The following is a 17,190-nucleotide window of genomic DNA, read 5'->3' on the forward strand; positions in this document are numbered from 1 at the left end:
AGCCTTGAGGCTGGTATTTATTTTTCGATAATTTTGTGGGCAATCAACTGACGGTAACAAATCTGTTTATTGTTTTTAGCATCGTTGATGATTTGGAGAATGGTTTCAAAGGAAACACGTCCAAGTTCCAGACTATTGATATCGACATAAGCTACGAGGTCCAGTCGTGGATTGACAGAGTCAAAACTCAAGACAGGAACAGTTAACTGATGCTTACTGATGTAGTCACAAACTCCTTCCGCTAGGAGACTGTCAGTGGTGATGATAGCGTCAATCTGCGGATCGTGATTGAACAGGAGTTCACTGAACTGATAACCTTTTTCTTCTAGAAATTCATTTGCAAAGTAAGTCAGGTTAGTATCAATCGAAAGTTGGTGTTGTTTGAGAGCTAATTCGTAACCTCTTAGACGGTCTTGTGTAACGAAAAGTTTCTTGGTTCCTCCGATAAAGGCGATCCGTCTGCATCCTTTTTTGATGAAATACTCGGTTGCATCAAAACCAGCTTGTACATTGTCATTATCAACAAGAGGGATAAAGGGTGAAATGGATTTTCCGAGGATAAGGAAAGGGAACTGTTCCTCCGCTACGAGCTTGACCAGTGGATCTTCTTCTTGAGCATAGAGGAAGATCAGACCATCGACACGTTTGCCATAAACCATCTGAGAAATAGCATTGAGACGCTCCTTCTCATCTTTCCCCGTCGCGATCTGAATAGCGTAGTGGTTTTCAGATGCGACTTGGGCGATACCACGAAGGACCGACGGGAAGAAAGGATTTTGGTAAAAGGCATCCGAGTCATCAGGAAGCACCAAACCGATAACTTGAGTATAGCTGCTAACTAGGCTACGAGCATTGAGATTGGGATGGTAGTTAAGTTCCTTCATAGCCTTGCGAACTCGTTTTTTGGTTTCATCACTAATTGTTGATTTGTTTTGAATAACGCGGGTTACGGTTGAAGGTGAGACACCTGCAGCCTTGGCCACATCTTTAATCGTAACGGGCATAAAAATCTCCTATTTATGATAATCTGGATCGCGGTAATGTGTTTTATAAAAGATAGCGACCAGATAAAGAACAAAAAGAATATTTTGTACAGTGATCAGGGTTGTCATATTTTGGCCAAAAAGTCCCAAAACAAGCGTAATCAGAGTTGGTAATCCTAAACAGTTCAAGATAAAATGGTAGCACTCTTTAAAGGTTCTAAATGAAAAGAGGCGTGATTTTTTGGTGATATAAAGGAGAAGACTAGCTCCAAGAGAGACAATGAAGAAATTCAATCCAAAGAGGAAGCTAGCACCAAGGACGAGAAAGAGACTGATATAGACACGGTTCTGTTGGTACCAGTCTTTAGAAATAGCCTGGGTCAAACTTTCCTTACTATGGAAGCTCTCGGTCTGAATCGCGTGGTAGCGAATGCGAGTCAATTCCTTACTTTCCTTACTGATGACGAGTTCTTCCGTATCAAAATGAAGTTGCAAATCCTTTGGCAATTCCTTGCTTAGACTTGGACCAATCAAAAGAGAAGGCTGCTGATTCTTAGTGCCTGAGTAGTTCAGCTTTCCATCTACGATTTGTGCATTCTCTGACAAGTCCATGATGGCTTCATCTGTCAGTGGAGTGTAGACATTATCGATAAAAGTATCCAGTGGATACGTCTCCTGCGAGCTGTTTTGAATGGCAATTGGAACCATAGACAAACTGATGAGGAAAATGCTAGTAAAGAGAAGCTGAAACCAGTTGAGGCCGAAACGTTTTGATAGGGGCTTACGAAATCCCCAGATACTAGAGAAATACGAGAATGGATATGGAAGCATAGGCATCTTTCTAAAAGTGTTTTCTATATGAGTATTATTATATAGAGAAATGTGCTTTATTTCAAGTCTAGTAGAGAAATTGCTTTTTGAAAAGCGGATTTTGCTACTATTTGTGGTCTTGTGTCTAATCTTTCAACTTTACAAGTAAGATCCAAAATGAAAAAGGGTGGCGGGGATAAATTATCCCTTGTCGCCACCACTTGTAAGTCCTGAAACAAAGTTCTTTTGTAGGAAGAAGAAGAGAATACAGATTGGAAGGGCGATGAGGATAGCACCTGCTGAGAAGTAGGCGATCTTCATGTTTTTCACATTGCTAACGAAGGTTTGGAGACCAACGGCAACAGTAAAGTATTCTTTCTCACGAAGCAAGAAACTAGAGAGGATATAGTCTCCGAAAGGTCCCATGAAGGCCCATAGAGCTTGTACAGCCACCATTGGGCGAACGAGTGGGAGAACAATTTGCCAGAAGCGGCGGAAGTGTCCAGCACCATCTAGTTTTGCAGATTCGTCTAGAGACATTGGCACGGTATCGAAGTAGCCTTTCATGAGCCAAGCATTCATCGGGATACCTCCACCGACATAGAGGAAGATGAGGAACCAGCTATGGTTAAGGGCGTTCAACATAAGTGCCATAACGAAGAAGGCTGTCAAAGCGGCCATAGTTGGCACCATTTGGATAATCAAGAAGAAGACCAAACTTTGCTTACGAGCCAAGAAGTTGTAACGACTGTAGGCGTAACCTGCAAGTACGATGATACTTGTTTGAACAGCCATTGTGATAAAGGCAATAATCAAAGTATTAAGGTACCAAGTGCCATACAAGGTTTCGGTGAAGAGCCCTTTAAAGTTATCAAAATTGAAGTCGATGTTAGTATCTAGTTTAAAGGCTGCGACGTTACCTGCTTTGAAGGCGGACATGATGGTGATCAAGAGTGGGTAGATGATCACGATTGATAGGCCAATCAAGTAGAGGTAAGTGAGGGTTTGAGTCAGTCTACGTTTGAGTTTGATTGAGTTATTCATCTTAGACGTCCTCCATATCAAATGCGTGTAGTTTCTTGAATGCGATCATAGAGATAGAGATGACAATGATTGAGATAATCAAGGTAACAGCTGCCGCCATAGAGTATTGAGGAGATGTACCTGTTGTCAAACGGTAAATCCATGAAATCAAGATATCAGTTGAACCAGCTCCGCCTCCGACAGTACCAGGACCTCCACCATTAAAGAGATACATGATAGAGAAGTTGTTAAAGTTGAAGGTGTATTGGCTGATCAATGTTGGTGCTGCAACAGCCAAGATCATAGGGAAAGTGATGTTGCGGAATTTTTGCCAAGCATTAGCACCATCGATGTAAGCCGCTTCGTAGAGGTCGTTAGGAATAGACTGCAAGATACCCAAGGTCAAAACGTAGATGTATGGGAATCCAAGCCAACCTTGCATCATAATCAAGGCAACCTTAGTCCAAGTTGGATTTGTTTTCCAAGGGATAAGAGCTCCATCTAGGAAGGGAAGGACCTTAGACAAAAGAGGCAAGACTTGGGTGTTGATGGCACCGACACTATCATTAAACATGTTTGAGAATGTCAAGATAGTGATGAAGGCTGGAACAGCCCAAGGAAGAAGGAAAATAACACCAAAGATACGTTTTCCTTTGATAAATGGTTGATTAGCAATGATAGCGGTGAAGATACCAATAACAATCTGCAAAGTAGAAGCAGACAAAGCCCAGATAATGGTCCAAGAAAGAACGGAACCAAAGGCTGAACGGAAGGTACTTAAGCTCCAGATATTTGTGAAGTTAGTCAAACCAACCCAGTCCAACAATTTGTTTGGTGGCAAGTGTTGGAAGTCATAGTTGGTAAAGGCGATCATCAAGGTTACGATAACTGGGAAGATAATCGCAAATGTCATCGCTACATACGATGGGATAATCAAAAGGTATGGGAATCCATTCTCATAAATACCTTTAATCATATCCTTGAAGGTACGAGCTACAGGAATACCATTGTTGATACGTTTAGCAGTCGTATGTGCGTCCTTGATATTAAAGATATAAAAGAGCAGGTAGACGACAACAAAGATAGAGTGGAAGGCACCACGAATCAGCATGAAAAGTGAATTGTCACGACCAGGTTTCACACCAAGTGTGATCAAATTGCTCAATTCAGGGCTTGCAAGTGTTAGAAAATACAGAACAAATAGAACGGTAACACCAAGGAAAATAAATCCTTTAGCTTTTTGTTTGTTATAGATTTGTCCTAAACCAGGAATGATTGACAGCAAGGCTGCTTTGCGAGGCTGTTGTTTTTCCATGATTACTCCTTTCATAGGATGCGAGATAAAACTCGGGTTCAATCGCAAGATACGCATATTTAATAAGAAACGCATCTATACATTCAAAGGGGGATTTCACTTCCACCCCCCTTGAACAAATCAATTATTCACCAAATTTTTGTTTGATTGTTTCTTTGATCAATGTTACAGCATCGTTAGCAGCTGTTTTCGCATCTTTCTTACCACTTACAGCTTCAAAGAGCATTGTTTTAGCCGGATCCCAAACAGCTGACATTTGTGAGATGTTTGGCATTGGTTGAGCGTTCTTGAACTGTTCAATCACGGCTGTTGTCAACTCATCTTTTTTGCCTTCAGCATAAGTACGAGCTTCAGTATTAGCTGGGATTTCGTTAGTAGTATCGTAGAATGCTTTTTGTTGTTCAGTTGATACAAGGAAGTCTACAAATTTTTGAGCTCCTTCAAGGTTCTTAGTGCTTGCTGGGATAACCCAAGCCTTACCACCACCAAATGTTTCATAGTTTTTACCGTTTGGAAGAGTTGGGATAGTCGTAACACCGTAGTTTACTTTAGCATCTTTGAATGCTTGAGCTTTCCAAGGACCATCGATGATAGCAGCTGTTTTACCTTCTTGGAATTGAGTTTGGATTAAGTTTGGAGCTCCTTCAGTATCTTGCATACCTTTAGGCCATTTATCGTACCAAGTCTTAGCGTAGTTGATACCTGCGATAGCACCATCGTTTGCAAGACCAATATCTTTAGGATCTTTACCGTTTTGCCCGAATACGTAAGCACCGTTACCAGCAAGAAGTCCGTATGCGTAGTAGAAGTTAGTCCAGTCAGCTAGGAAGGCAGTAGTTTTACCTTCTTCTCCAGCGAAAGCGTATTTGCTGTCTTTAGCAAGGTTTTCTAAATCAGCAAATGTTTTTGGAGCTTCTTTAAGTAAGTCTTTATTGTAGTACAAAACGAGTGATTCGATAACGGCTGGAGCACCATATACTTTACCACCAACAGTTACAAGAGATTTTGTTTTATCGTCTGTTTTCGCTCCGTCACCAAGAGTAACTTCTGAAAGTTGTCCGTCAGTACCAAGGCTACCTACACGGTCGTATGGAGCCATCATAACGTCAGCAGCTTTACCAGATTGGTTGTCAAGTGAAAGGTTATCAAGACCACCCATTTGGTCTCCTGTTTTGATGGTAACTTTTACCCCTGCTTCTTTTTCATAAGCTTTTGCAGCTGATTCAGCAAAGGCTTTATATTGGTCTTCAACATAGAAAGTGAGTTCTTTTGCTTCTGAAGAGCTAGTATCAGCCGCTTTATCAGCAGATTTGCTTCCGCAAGCTACCAAGAGCAAGCTAGCAAGAGTAGCAGTTCCGAGCACAACAGCGCTCTTCATGAATTTAGATGACATAGTGTATTCCTCCTAAAGAATAACAAAAATAATTTAATGAGAAAACGCAAACGTTTTCTTTTATGTGTTTAGTATAGCACAAACAGAAAACGGTTGCAAGCATTTTTTGAAAAAATTTTAAAAAAACTTTAAGGTTTTTTAAAAGGAGAATTGCTTTATAAATAGGAAGAAAAGAGATAAAGGTTCATTTTCTTATAAAATATTAAGATTAGGAAAACGATTGCGTAAATTCGGCTCGGTTTTTCAGAAAATAGAGCAGATATTGGGAATGAATTATCTTAAATCAGAAAATCTTTAAAATTTTTTCGCTTATTTCATAAAATATCAGTGGCAACAAGTTTTGTTTGATTAAAATAATTCAAAAAAATTTTTTAAAACCGCTTGCATTTGTTTTTGAAATGCGTTATACTTAACTTAACGCAAACGTTTGCGCCTTGGTTGCGCAACGTTTTATAACAAACACATGAGGTGCTATTATGAAAAAACGTCAAAGTGGTGTGTTGATGCACATCTCTTCTCTGCCAGGAGCTTATGGGATTGGATCATTTGGTCAGACTGCCTATGATTTCGTCGATTTCTTGGTTCGTACCAAGCAACGTTACTGGCAAATCCTCCCTCTTGGGACAACAAGCTATGGAGATTCTCCATACCAATCATTCTCAGCCTTTGCTGGAAATACGCATTTTATTGACCTTGATATCTTGGTAGAGCAAGGTTTGCTCGAAGCCAGTGATCTTAAAGGTGTTGACTTTGGTAGCGATGCATCTGAAGTTGACTATGCGAAGATTTATTACGCACGTCGTCCACTTTTAGAAAAAGCAGTTAAACGCTTCTTGGAAGTGGGTGATGTCAAAGATTTTGAGAAGTTTGCTCAAGACAACCAATCATGGCTCGAACTCTTCGCAGAATATATGGCTATCAAAGAGCATTTTGACAATCTTGCTTGGACAGAATGGCCAGATGCAGATGCTCGTGCTCGTAAAGCTTCAGCACTTGAAAGCTACCGTGAGAAATTGGCAGACAAGTTGGTTTACCACCGTGTGACTCAATACTTCTTCTTCCAACAATGGTTGAAATTGAAAGCCTACGCTAACGACAACCACATTGAAATCGTTGGAGACATGCCAATTTACGTCGCAGAAGATTCAAGCGACATGTGGGCAAATCCACACCTCTTCAAGACAGATGCCACTGGTAAAGCAACTTGCATCGCAGGATGCCCACCAGATGAGTTTTCTGCCACTGGTCAGCTTTGGGGGAACCCAATCTATGACTGGGAAGCGATGGACAAAGACGGTTACAAATGGTGGATTGAACGCTTGCGCGAAAGCTTCAAAATCTACGATATCGTTCGTATCGACCACTTCCGCGGTTTCGAATCTTACTGGGAAATTCCTGCTGGTTCCGATACAGCGGCACCTGGTAAATGGGTGAAAGGTCCAGGCTACAAGCTTTTCGCAGCTGTTAAGGAAGAACTTGGTGAGCTAAACATCATCGCAGAAGACCTTGGTTTCATGACAGATGAAGTCATCGAGTTACGTGAACGCACAGGCTTCCCAGGAATGAAGATTCTTCAATTTGCCTTCAACCCAGAAGACGAAAGTATCGATAGCCCACACTTGGCACCTGCCAACTCTGTTATGTACACAGGAACACACGATAACAATACAGTTCTTGGTTGGTACCGCAATGAGATCGACGATCCAACTCGTGAATACATGGCTCGTTACACGAACCGTAAAGAGTATGAAACAGTGCCGCACGCAATGCTTCGCACAGTATTTTCATCAGTTAGCTTCATGGCAATTGCAACTATGCAAGATTTGCTAGAGCTAGATGAGTCAGCTCGTATGAACTTCCCATCTACTCTTGGCGGAAACTGGTCATGGCGTATGACAGCAGACCAACTCACACCAGCTGTTGAAGAAACTTTGCTTGACTTGACTACAATTTATCGCCGAATCAATGAAAATGTGGTAGAATTAAAGAAATAAGACAATATCAGGAGACACATAAACATGTTACCATTAAACGAATTTGTACAAAAACGTTACAATAAAACTATTGCAGAATGTAGCAATGAAGAGCTTTACCTTGCTCTTCTCAACTACAGCAAGCTTGCTAGCAGTCAAAAACCAGTCAACACTGGTAAGAAAAAAGTTTACTACATCTCAGCTGAGTTCTTGATCGGTAAACTCTTGTCAAACAACTTGATTAACCTCGGCCTTTACGACGATGTCAAAAAAGAACTCGCAGCCGCAGGTAAAGAGTTGATCGAAATCGAAGAAGTAGAATTGGAACCATCACTTGGTAACGGTGGTTTGGGACGTTTGGCAGCCTGCTTTATCGACTCAATCGCTACACTTGGTTTGAATGGTGATGGTGTTGGTTTGAACTACCACTTCGGTCTTTTCCAACAAGTACTTAAAAACAACCAACAAGAAACAATTCCTAATGCTTGGTTGACAGAGCAAAACTGGTTGGTTCGCTCAAGTCGTAGCTATCAAGTGCCATTTGCACACTTCACATTGACATCGACTCTTTACGATATTGATGTACCTGGTTACAAGACAGCTACTAAAAACCGCTTGCGTTTGTTTGACTTGGATTCAGTTGATTCTTCTATCATCGAAGATGGTATCAACTTTGACAAGACAGATATCGCTCGCAACTTGACTCTCTTCCTTTACCCAGACGACAGCGACAAGCAGGGTGAATTGCTCCGTATCTTCCAACAATACTTCATGGTTTCAAACGGTGCGCAATTGATCATCGACGAAGCAATCGAAAAAGGAAGCAACTTGCATGACCTTGCGGACTACGCAGTTGTACAAATCAACGATACTCACCCATCAATGGTGATTCCTGAATTGATCCGTCTCTTGACTGCGCGTGGTATCGAGCTTGATGAAGCAATCTCAATCGTTCGTAGCATGACTGCCTACACTAATCACACAATCCTTGCTGAAGCTCTTGAAAAATGGCCTCTTGAATTCTTGGAAGAAGTGGTTCCTCACTTGGTACCAATCATCAAAGAATTGGACCGCCGTGTGAAGGCAGAATACAAAGATCCAGCTGTTCAAATCATCGATGAGAGTGGACGTGTCCACATGGCTCACATGGATATCCACTACGGATACAGCGTAAACGGGGTTGCGGCTCTTCACACTGAAATCTTGAAGAACTCTGAGTTAAAAGCCTTCTACGACCTTTACCCAGAAAAATTTAACAACAAAACAAACGGTATCACATTCCGTCGTTGGCTTATGCATGCTAACCCAAGACTCTCTCACTACTTGGATGAGATTATTGGACATGGTTGGCACCATGAAGCAGATGAGCTTGAAAAACTCTTGTCATACGAAGACAAGGCTGCTGTCAAAGAAAAATTGGAAAGCATCAAGGCTCACAACAAACGTAAATTGGCTCGTCACTTGAAAGAACACCAAGGTGTGGAAATCAATACAAACTCTATCTTTGATATCCAAATCAAACGTCTTCACGAGTACAAACGCCAACAAATGAACGCTTTGTATGTCATCCACAAATACCTTGATATCAAGGCTGGTAACATCCCTGCTCGTCCAATCACAGTATTCTTTGGTGGTAAAGCAGCTCCTGCCTACACAATCGCTCAAGACATCATCCACTTGATTCTTTGCTTGTCAGAAGTGATTGCAAACGATCCAGCAGTAGCTCCACACTTGCAAGTCGTAATGGTTGAAAACTACAACGTTACTGCAGCAAGCTTCCTTATCCCAGCATGTGACATCTCAGAACAAATCTCACTTGCTTCTAAAGAAGCTTCAGGTACTGGTAACATGAAATTCATGTTGAACGGAGCTTTGACTCTTGGTACTATGGACGGAGCTAACGTGGAAATCGCTGAGTTGGTTGGCGACGAAAACATCTACATCTTTGGTGAAGATTCAGAAACTGTTATCGACCTTTACGCAAAAGCAGCTTACAAATCAAGCGAATTCTATGCTCGTAAAGCCATCAAACCGTTGGTTGACTTCATCGTCAGCGACGCTGTTCTTGCAGTAGGTAAGAAAGAACGCTTGGAACGTCTTTACAACGAATTGATCAAAAAAGACTGGTTCATGACTCTCCTTGACTTGGAAGACTACATCAAAGTCAAAGAGCAAATGCTTGCTGACTACGAAGACCGTGACGCATGGTTGGATAAAGTCATTGTCAACATTGCTAAAGCAGGATTCTTCTCATCTGACCGTACAATCGCTCAGTACAACGAAGATATCTGGCACTTGAACTAAGATTAAATAAAAAACGCATCTGTTTTAGATGCGTTTTTTCATATTTAAACTAATTTACAATACTTTCCCAACTAGAATCTCCGCTTCGATGGTAATCTCTGTCAGTTGGCTCCAGTCAATCTTGATCTGGTCGACGTGAAAGAGAAGAGGCGTCATGCTGAGCAGGGCTTGGCGTTGCTCTGCTGTGATGGGCTTGGTTAGGGAGGCTGTTTGGCTAGATTGGATGTTGAAGTGTTCCTGGAAATGTTCCTTGATATCTTGGTTGGAATAGTCTTTGTTTGTCAGTTGGTCTTGCACCATTTGGCGGATTTCTTTGAGGTGATTTTCAGTTGGGATGACCTTGATTAAGATACCGTCTTTGGATAAAACACGGCGAAATTCTCCATAATTGGCAGGCGAAAAGATATCAAGCAGGATATCCATACTAGCGTCTTTTATAGGAAGTCGAGCCAGGTCACCGACAAACCAATTGACTGCCCAGTTGGGTTCGCTTTTGGCAGCGATTTGAACGGAATCTTTGGAAATATCAAAGGCGTAGAAGGTCTTGTCAGGTTGACTTTCTTGGAGTTTACGAGAGTAGAAGCCTTCGCCACAACCGATATCCAAGACTGTTTTTGCGGATGGTTTAGTCGCTAGTATGTCCGAGATGCCTTTTAAGATATTCTGATAAAACCCAGCTTCTAGGATTTGCTGACGGTTTTGAAAATTTTCCTTGTCGTAGTTGGTGGATTGCTTGATTTGCGGTGCCAGATTGACATAGCCGAATTTTGCTAAATCGAAAGAGTGGCGGTTGCTACACTTGAGGCTAGACTCTACCAAGGCCAGATTTTCTTGGCAGATAGGGCAGGAAAAGGCAGTCGCAGAAGCAAAACGCTGAAGTTTGGGTTTGTGGTTTGTATTCATAGTTTAAGTCTAGCAAAAGAGGCAAGCGAAAGCAAGTATAGGAGTATGTAGATATGAGATTCAATAGAAATAAATCCAATTCTTTAATCCATAGAATGGAATTGCTTTTATATCTAAATTGCTATATAATAATGATAAGGAGGAAACGACTATGTTAAAAGAAGTATTAACCATCGCAAAAGCTGCGAAAAAATCATCACTCTTTTTGGGTGGTGTAGCATTTGGCACTCTTGGTTTGAAAATCTTGGCAAGTAAAGAAGCTAAAAAAGGCTATTCTAAAGCTTTGGCTAAGGCTTACAAATTGAAAGACGAATTGGATGCATCTGTTTCTGTTGTGAAGCAACATGGAGATGATGTCTTGCAAGATGCCAAATATTTGTACGAGCAAGAGAAAAAAGAAGAGCAATTAGATAGCCTTATAGGAGAATAATATGTCTTTTAAAGTGCTACATAGAGGATACCAACATATCCGACTATCATCTTCTTTTTCACTCACCTTGGATATTCAAGACTATCTTCGTTCCTTGGCGAGAGATGAAAAGGGGATTGAGTCTATCCAGTTTTACATGGATCAACAGCACTTTACTCTACGCATAAAAGAAGGCTTTTCTGTATTAGATAATGCAGAAGCCTTTTTAAAAAGAATTGATAAAGGGAAAATTTCTGAGTTGATGACTCTTCCCATTCGTAGAGAAGAGAGTGCTTATTCTATCGTTTCAGGCGCAGCGATTAAGCGCTGGCTTTTTCGCAGTTTTGTACCTTATCCTATTCGATATATCTGGACCTGTTACCAGGCTTTGGGGTATGTCAGAGAAGCTTATCAAACTCTAGCGCGTAAGGAGTTAACGATGGAAGTCTTGGACTGTTCGGCTATTTTATTGTCCATGTTTATGAACCAATCCAAGACGGCTAGTAACATCATGTTTATGCTTGATTTAGGCAATCATTTAGATCAGTGGTCCTTGAAAAAAACTGCAACAGATTTAGAACAGAGTCTTCTTGCAAAAGAGAGCGATGTGTTCTTGGTACAGGGCGATACGGTCGTTAGCATCAAGAGTTCCGATGTTCAAATAGGAGATGTCTTGGTCCTATCTCAAGGAAATGAAATTCTGTTTGATGGCCAAGTGGTTTCAGGATTAGGAATGGTCAATGAAAGTTCCTTGACCGGCGAGAGCTTTCCAGTTGAAAAAAGAGAAGCCGATCTCGTTTGTGCTAATACTGTCTTAGAGACTGGCGAATTGCTCATTCGTGTAACGGACAACCAAATGAATAGTCGGATTTTGCAACTGATTGAGTTGATGAAGAAATCCGAAGAGAACAAGAAGACCAAACAACGCTATTTCATCAAGATGGCGGACAAGATTGTCAAATATAACTTTTTAGGTGCTGCCTTGACTTATCTGTTAACAGGTTCGTTCTCAAAAGCCATTTCTTTTCTATTGGTGGATTTTTCATGCGCTTTGAAAATCTCCACGCCTGTAGCCTACCTGACAGCTATCAAGGAGGGATTGAACCGTGAAATGGTTATTAAGGATGGGGATGTTCTAGAAAAATATCTAGAAGTTGATACTTTCCTCTTTGACAAGACAGGCACCATCACAACTAGCTATCCTCTAGTTGAAAAGGTTCTACCTTTTGGTGATTATAACGAGGAAGATGTTTTAAGAATTAGTGCCTGTCTAGAGGAGCATATCTATCATCCAATCGCTAATGCAATTGTCAAGCAAGCTGAAATAGAAGGAATTGAACATGAGGAAATGCATGGGAAGCTCCAATATATCGCAAGCAAGGGAATTAAATCTCAAATTGATGGTGAATCGGTTGTCATCGGAAATTTTGTCCTGATGCAAGACGAGCAAATCAATATTAGTCCTGAACAAAATGCCTTGATCGAAGAATATAAGAATCACTACAATCTACTGTTCTTGGGCTATCGCAATGATCTTATTGGGATGTTCTGTATCCATACTCCTTTGAGAAAAGAAGCAAAAGTTGCCCTAGAAAAGCTCAAAGCTCAAGGAAAGAAACTGATTTTAGCAACAGGTGATACCTTGGTTAGAACGGAAGAACTTGTAAAAGATTTGCCGTTTGATCAAGTTTATACAGATTTGAAACCTGATGGAAAATTTGAATTGGTGCAGGAGTTACAGCAATCTGGTCATACTGTCTTAATGGTCGGAGACGGCCTGAATGACTCGGCAGCTCTAACCCTTGCGGATATTGGTGTTGTGATGAATGAAAGTGCAGATATTTCTAAGCAAATGAGTGATATCTTATTGTTAGATAATCGCTTGGATTTCTTCCAAGAGTTGGATTTGCTATCATCATCTTTGCAAACACTTATCAAGAAGAATATTCAAGATACCGTTGTCGTAAATAGTAGTTTGATTGGCTTTGGCTTGTTTAATTGGCTCAGTCCTTCAAACCTCTCTATCCTACATAATCTAACAACCTTACGCATAGTCCTGCGTAGCCTGTCTATTAAGGGATAGGTGGGGACTATTCACAGCAAAAAGGAGTTACCTTTCTCGAGGGTAACTCCTTTGTTTATAGGTAAATGTTTAACAATTTAGTAAGTCAACACAAAGTATTTCTTCTTCCCGCGGCGGATAACAGTGAGTTCGTTTTCTAACTTATCTGCGTCACTCAAGACATAGTCAAGGTCTTGGATACGGTCGCCGTTGACGTAGATAGCTCCGTTTTGGACGTCTTCACGGGCTTGGCGTTTTGAATTCACCACACCAGATGACACGAGGAGTTCCACGATATTGTGGTTTTCGTCTGCTTTTACTTGGTAGTTTGGCACTCCACGAAGTCCTTGTTTGAGTTCTTTGACAGAAAGGTTTTTGATGTTTCCAGCAAAGAGTTGCTCGGTGATGTTGAGGGCTTCCTTGTAGGCTTCTTCGCCGTGAACAAGAGTCACAACTTCACGAGCCAAGACTTTCTGAGCCAAGCGTTCGTGTGGCGCCGCTTCAAATTGTTTTCGGATGTCTTCAATTTCATCCAGTGACAAGAAGGTAAAGATCTTCAAGAAGCGAACAGCGTCAGCATCCATCACGTTCATCCAGAACTGGTACATTTCGTATGGAGAAGTCTTTTCAGGGTTAAGCCAGACTGCATTTCCTTCAGATTTACCAAATTTCTTACCAGTCGCATCTGTAATCAATGGAACAGTTATAACATGACCAGTCTTGTCAGCCTTACGACGAAGCAATTCGGTACCAGCTGTCATATTTCCCCACTGGTCAGAACCACCGATTTGTAGTGTTACGTTGTGCTCTTGGTTAAGGACGTAGAAGTCATATCCTTGCATGATTTGGTAAGCGAACTCAGTGTAAGAAATCCCTGTTTCGATCCGTTTTTTAACAGATTCCTTACTCATCATATAGTTGACAGTGAAGTATTTTCCGACATCACGGAGGAAGTCAATGAAGCTGATGCTGCCAAACCAGTCGTAGTTGTTGACCATGACAGCTTTATTTTCCCCATTTTCAAAGTCAAGAAAACGAGAAAGTTGTCCTTGGATAGACTTGACCCAGCCCTCTACTGTGTCTTTTGTTTGGAGACTACGCTCAGCATCTTTGAAGGACGGATCTCCGATGAGACCTGTAGCACCGCCAACGAGCGCATAAGGTTTGTGACCTGCTAATTGCAAACGACGACTTGTCAAGATTGCGACAAGGTGGCCGAGGTGAAGGCTGTCAGCAGTTGGATCGTAGCCAGTATAATAAGAAACTTGACCTTCTTCTAGGGCTTTACGCAAAGCTTCTTCGTCAGTCGTTTGAAAAATCAAACCACGCTCTTTTAGCTCATCAAAAATGTGCATATGTCTTTTCTCCTTTATAAAATATTGTTTCTACCTATTGTATCACAAACTTGGTGAATAGCCTAGTGGAATAGGGAAGAAAGTGGCTATTTTATTGAAAGTTTCCCTTTTATGGTATAATAGAGGAAGCGAGGACATTCATGAAAGAAAGAATTAATGAATTAAAAACAAAAATGCTGCATTTTTTCCAGCAGCTAATGCAACGAATTGCAAAATGGAAGAAAAGACTAGCAGAAAAACTAGCTAATAAGAAAACCAGTAAAAAGGGGACCTCTTCTGACAAAGTTAGAAGGGCAGGGTCTATTCTTGCTAAGGTTTTGAGTGGGTTTAAAATAGTCTTTAACACTCTCTTTATCCTAGGTTTTATCGGTGGACTGTTTGGCGCTGGTGTGGCTATGGGTTATGGAGTCGCTCTTTTTGACAAGACCCAGGTACCTCAAGCAGAAGAGTTAGTCAAGCAAGTGAAGGATATTGCCTCTATCTCAGAAATCACTTATTCTGACGGCAGTACCATCGCTTCAATTGAAGGAGATCTATTGCGCACGTCAGTCGCTTCGGAGGCTATCTCAGATAATCTCAAGAAGGCTATCATTGCGACAGAGGACGAGCATTTCAATGAGCATAAAGGAGTTGTGCCTAAGGCCGTTATTCGTGCGACTCTGGGAACCTTTGTCGGTTTGGGATCGTCTAGTGGTGGTTCGACTTTGACTCAGCAGGTCATCAAGCAGCAAGTGGTGGGGGATGCTCCGACCTTGGCTCGTAAGGCGACAGAAATCGTAGATGCTCTTGCCTTGGAGCGTGTCATGAGCAAGGACGAAATTCTGACAACCTATCTGAATATTGCTCCTTTCGGTCGCAATCACAAAGGTCAAAATATTGCAGGTGCCCAGCAAGCTGCAGAAGGAATTTTCGGTGTTAATGCTTCAGATTTGACGATACCTCAAGCGGCCTTTATCGCAGGCTTACCACAGAGTCCGATTAGTTATTCCCCTTATGAATCTGATGGCAGTATGAAGAGTGATGAGGATATGGCTTTGGGTATCAAGCGTGCCAAGGATGTCCTCTACAATATGTACCGGACAGGTGCTCTGAGCCAGGAAGATTACGACAAGTACAAGGATTATGACTTTAAGCAAGACTTCCTACCATCAGGTAGTGTCAACGGAAGCTCACGCGACTATCTTTACTTTGCAACCTTGGCAGAAGCTACCGATCGGATGTATGATTATCTAGTTGAGAGAGACCATGTCTCTGCTCAAGAGTTAAAGAATGAGTCCATCCAGAAGGCTTATCATGACTTAGCAACCAAGGAAATTGAGAATGGTGGGTATAAGATTACGACAACTATCAATAAAAACGTTCATGCTGCGATGCAAAATGCGGTTGCGACTTACGGATATCTGCTAGATGATTCGACAGGCCAGCCCGAAGTAGGAAATGTCCTCATGGACAACCAAACAGGAGCCATTCTTGGATTTGTTGGTGGTCGTAATTATCAAGAAAATCAGAACAATCATGCCATTGACACCAAACGTTCTCCAGCTTCAACCACTAAGCCTATACTGGCCTATGGTATCGCGATTGACCAAGGTTTGATGGGGAGTGCAAGTATCTTGTCTAACTATCCGACAAACTTTTCAAACGGCAATCCTATCATGTATGTCAATAGTCCTGGTACAGGGATGATGACCTTGGGAGAAGCCCTCAACTATTCATGGAACATCCCAGCCTACTGGACTTATCGTACGCTTCGAGAGAAGGGCGTTGATGTCAAGGGTTATATGGAAAAAATGGGGTATGAAATCCCAGAATATGGTATCGAAAGTTTACCGATGGGTGGGGGGATTGATGTTACAGTCGCCCAGCATACCAATGGTTATCAGACCTTGGCTAATAATGGGGTCTACCACAAGAAACATATGATTTCCAAGATTGAATCGACGACTGGGCAAGTGATTTATGAGCACAAAAGTCAACCTGTCCAAGTCTATTCGAAAGCGACAGCGACCATCATGCAGAGTTTGCTTCGCGAGGTGATCTCATCTCGAGTTACGTCAAGCTTTCAGACTGATTTGGCCTCTATCAATCCAAGTCTAGCTCGCGCCGACTGGATCGGAAAAACTGGCACGACCAATGAAGATGAAAATATGTGGCTCATGCTTTCTACGCCACGCTTGACTCTAGGGGGCTGGTTAGGTCACGATGACAACCGACCGCTAGCCAAAGGAGCAGGCCACTACCGCAATGCCAACTATATGGCCCACTTGGTCAATGCTATCCAGCAAGCAAAACCTGGAATTTGGGGGAATGAGCGCTTTAGTCTAGACCCAAGTGTGACCAAGTCTCAAGTCCTCAAATCGACAGGAGAGAAACCTGGCAAGGTCACAATCAATGGCAAAGAAGTCACCGTTTCAGGTTCTACAGTAACGAGCTATTGGGCTACTAAAGAAGGGGCTCCAGCAACTACTTACCGCTTTGCCATCGGAGGGAGCGATGCAGATTATCAAAATGCTTGGAAGAACATCCTAGGAAGTTTACCGAGTCTCCCGACCCCAACTCTCCCAAGTTCAAGTGGTAGTTCGGGAACAAGCTCATCAACTCGCTCAAATCAATCAAATCGATAGAATAAAAAAGTAGCAAGTTTCATTTAATATTATGTT

12 protein-coding genes are annotated in these 17,190 nt (G+C 41.8%); 5 read left to right on the forward strand and 7 right to left on the reverse strand.

Going from position 1 to position 17,190, the window contains the following annotated elements:
* Positions 1–17: 17 nt before the first annotated feature.
* The 5 genes from HMPREF9965_RS03480 to HMPREF9965_RS03500 form a co-directional block, all read right to left on the reverse strand.
* A complete protein-coding gene (locus tag HMPREF9965_RS03480; RefSeq protein ID WP_001145431.1) occupies positions 18–1,004 on the reverse strand; it encodes a LacI family DNA-binding transcriptional regulator in 987 nt (328 codons plus the stop codon).
* A gap of 9 nt (positions 1,005–1,013) precedes the next feature.
* Positions 1,014–1,814, reverse strand: a complete 801-nt coding sequence (locus tag HMPREF9965_RS03485; RefSeq protein ID WP_000938241.1) for a DUF1189 domain-containing protein — start codon at positions 1,812–1,814, stop codon at positions 1,014–1,016.
* Between the two features lie 180 nt (positions 1,815–1,994).
* A complete protein-coding gene (locus HMPREF9965_RS03490; protein WP_001065640.1) occupies positions 1,995–2,837 on the reverse strand; it encodes a sugar ABC transporter permease in 843 nt (280 codons plus the stop codon).
* Between the two features lies 1 nt (position 2,838).
* Positions 2,839–4,131: a sugar ABC transporter permease gene (locus tag HMPREF9965_RS03495; protein WP_000414944.1), complete on the reverse strand. Its 1,293-nt coding sequence runs from the start codon at positions 4,129–4,131 to the stop codon at positions 2,839–2,841.
* Positions 4,132–4,255: 124 nt separating this feature from the next.
* The gene (locus HMPREF9965_RS03500) at positions 4,256–5,524 is read right to left on the reverse strand and encodes an extracellular solute-binding protein (protein WP_000095477.1); all 1,269 of its coding nucleotides are present in this window, start codon (positions 5,522–5,524) and stop codon (positions 4,256–4,258) included.
* A gap of 476 nt (positions 5,525–6,000) precedes the next feature.
* Here HMPREF9965_RS03500 and malQ point away from each other — a divergent pair, with 476 nt between their 5' ends.
* Both malQ and glgP read left to right on the forward strand, forming a co-directional pair.
* Positions 6,001–7,518: a 4-alpha-glucanotransferase gene (gene malQ, locus HMPREF9965_RS03505; RefSeq protein WP_000747321.1), complete on the forward strand. Its 1,518-nt coding sequence runs from the start codon at positions 6,001–6,003 to the stop codon at positions 7,516–7,518.
* 24 nt (positions 7,519–7,542) lie between these two features.
* Positions 7,543–9,801 carry a glycogen/starch/alpha-glucan family phosphorylase gene (gene glgP, locus HMPREF9965_RS03510; protein ID WP_000937163.1) on the forward strand — a complete coding sequence of 753 codons (2,259 nt, stop codon included), beginning with the start codon at positions 7,543–7,545 and terminating at the stop codon, positions 9,799–9,801.
* A gap of 54 nt (positions 9,802–9,855) precedes the next feature.
* Here the strand turns inward: glgP and HMPREF9965_RS03515 are convergent, their stop codons facing one another.
* Positions 9,856–10,704 carry a putative RNA methyltransferase gene (locus HMPREF9965_RS03515; RefSeq protein WP_001095311.1) on the reverse strand — a complete coding sequence of 283 codons (849 nt, stop codon included), beginning with the start codon at positions 10,702–10,704 and terminating at the stop codon, positions 9,856–9,858.
* Positions 10,705–10,855: 151 nt separating this feature from the next.
* On the opposite strand from HMPREF9965_RS03515, the gene HMPREF9965_RS03520 reads away from it, so the two are divergent.
* A complete protein-coding gene (locus HMPREF9965_RS03520) occupies positions 10,856–11,134 on the forward strand; it encodes a DUF6110 family protein (protein WP_000910906.1) in 279 nt (92 codons plus the stop codon).
* A 1-nt stretch (position 11,135) separates the two neighbouring features.
* Positions 11,136–13,196 carry a heavy metal translocating P-type ATPase gene (locus HMPREF9965_RS03525; RefSeq protein WP_000008765.1) on the forward strand — a complete coding sequence of 687 codons (2,061 nt, stop codon included), beginning with the start codon at positions 11,136–11,138 and terminating at the stop codon, positions 13,194–13,196.
* A gap of 77 nt (positions 13,197–13,273) precedes the next feature.
* On the opposite strand, the gene tyrS is transcribed toward HMPREF9965_RS03525, so the two are convergent.
* On the reverse strand, positions 13,274–14,530 hold the full coding sequence (gene tyrS, locus HMPREF9965_RS03530; protein ID WP_000546905.1) for a tyrosine--tRNA ligase: 1,257 nt from the start codon (positions 14,528–14,530) through the stop codon (positions 13,274–13,276).
* A gap of 140 nt (positions 14,531–14,670) precedes the next feature.
* On the opposite strand from tyrS, the gene pbp1b reads away from it, so the two are divergent.
* Positions 14,671–17,154 (forward strand): penicillin-binding protein PBP1B, encoded by a 2,484-nt coding sequence (gene pbp1b / locus HMPREF9965_RS03535; RefSeq protein WP_000664441.1) that lies wholly within the window; start codon positions 14,671–14,673, stop codon positions 17,152–17,154.
* Positions 17,155–17,190 lie beyond the last annotated feature (36 nt).

Origin of the sequence: Streptococcus mitis bv. 2 str. SK95 (assembly GCF_000222705.1) — a bacterium.
GTDB classification, from domain to species: Bacteria; Bacillota; Bacilli; order Lactobacillales; family Streptococcaceae; genus Streptococcus; species Streptococcus mitis_AY.

What these genes read in the sequence shown, in the direction of transcription:
- HMPREF9965_RS03480 (WP_001145431.1), bottom strand. Translation starts at nt 1,004, where the DNA reads ATGCCCGTTACGATTAAAGATGTGGCCAAGGCTGCAGGTGTCTCACCT.
- HMPREF9965_RS03485 (WP_000938241.1), bottom strand. Translation starts at nt 1,814, where the DNA reads ATGCTTCCATATCCATTCTCGTATTTCTCTAGTATCTGGGGATTTCGT.
- HMPREF9965_RS03490 (WP_001065640.1), bottom strand. Translation starts at nt 2,837, where the DNA reads ATGAATAACTCAATCAAACTCAAACGTAGACTGACTCAAACCCTCACT.
- HMPREF9965_RS03495 (WP_000414944.1), bottom strand. Translation starts at nt 4,131, where the DNA reads ATGGAAAAACAACAGCCTCGCAAAGCAGCCTTGCTGTCAATCATTCCT.
- HMPREF9965_RS03500 (WP_000095477.1), bottom strand. Translation starts at nt 5,524, where the DNA reads ATGTCATCTAAATTCATGAAGAGCGCTGTTGTGCTCGGAACTGCTACT.
- malQ (WP_000747321.1), top strand. Translation starts at nt 6,001, where the DNA reads ATGAAAAAACGTCAAAGTGGTGTGTTGATGCACATCTCTTCTCTGCCA.
- glgP (WP_000937163.1), top strand. Translation starts at nt 7,543, where the DNA reads ATGTTACCATTAAACGAATTTGTACAAAAACGTTACAATAAAACTATT.
- HMPREF9965_RS03515 (WP_001095311.1), bottom strand. Translation starts at nt 10,704, where the DNA reads ATGAATACAAACCACAAACCCAAACTTCAGCGTTTTGCTTCTGCGACT.
- HMPREF9965_RS03520 (WP_000910906.1), top strand. Translation starts at nt 10,856, where the DNA reads ATGTTAAAAGAAGTATTAACCATCGCAAAAGCTGCGAAAAAATCATCA.
- HMPREF9965_RS03525 (WP_000008765.1), top strand. Translation starts at nt 11,136, where the DNA reads ATGTCTTTTAAAGTGCTACATAGAGGATACCAACATATCCGACTATCA.
- tyrS (WP_000546905.1), bottom strand. Translation starts at nt 14,530, where the DNA reads ATGCACATTTTTGATGAGCTAAAAGAGCGTGGTTTGATTTTTCAAACG.
- pbp1b (WP_000664441.1), top strand. Translation starts at nt 14,671, where the DNA reads ATGAAAGAAAGAATTAATGAATTAAAAACAAAAATGCTGCATTTTTTC.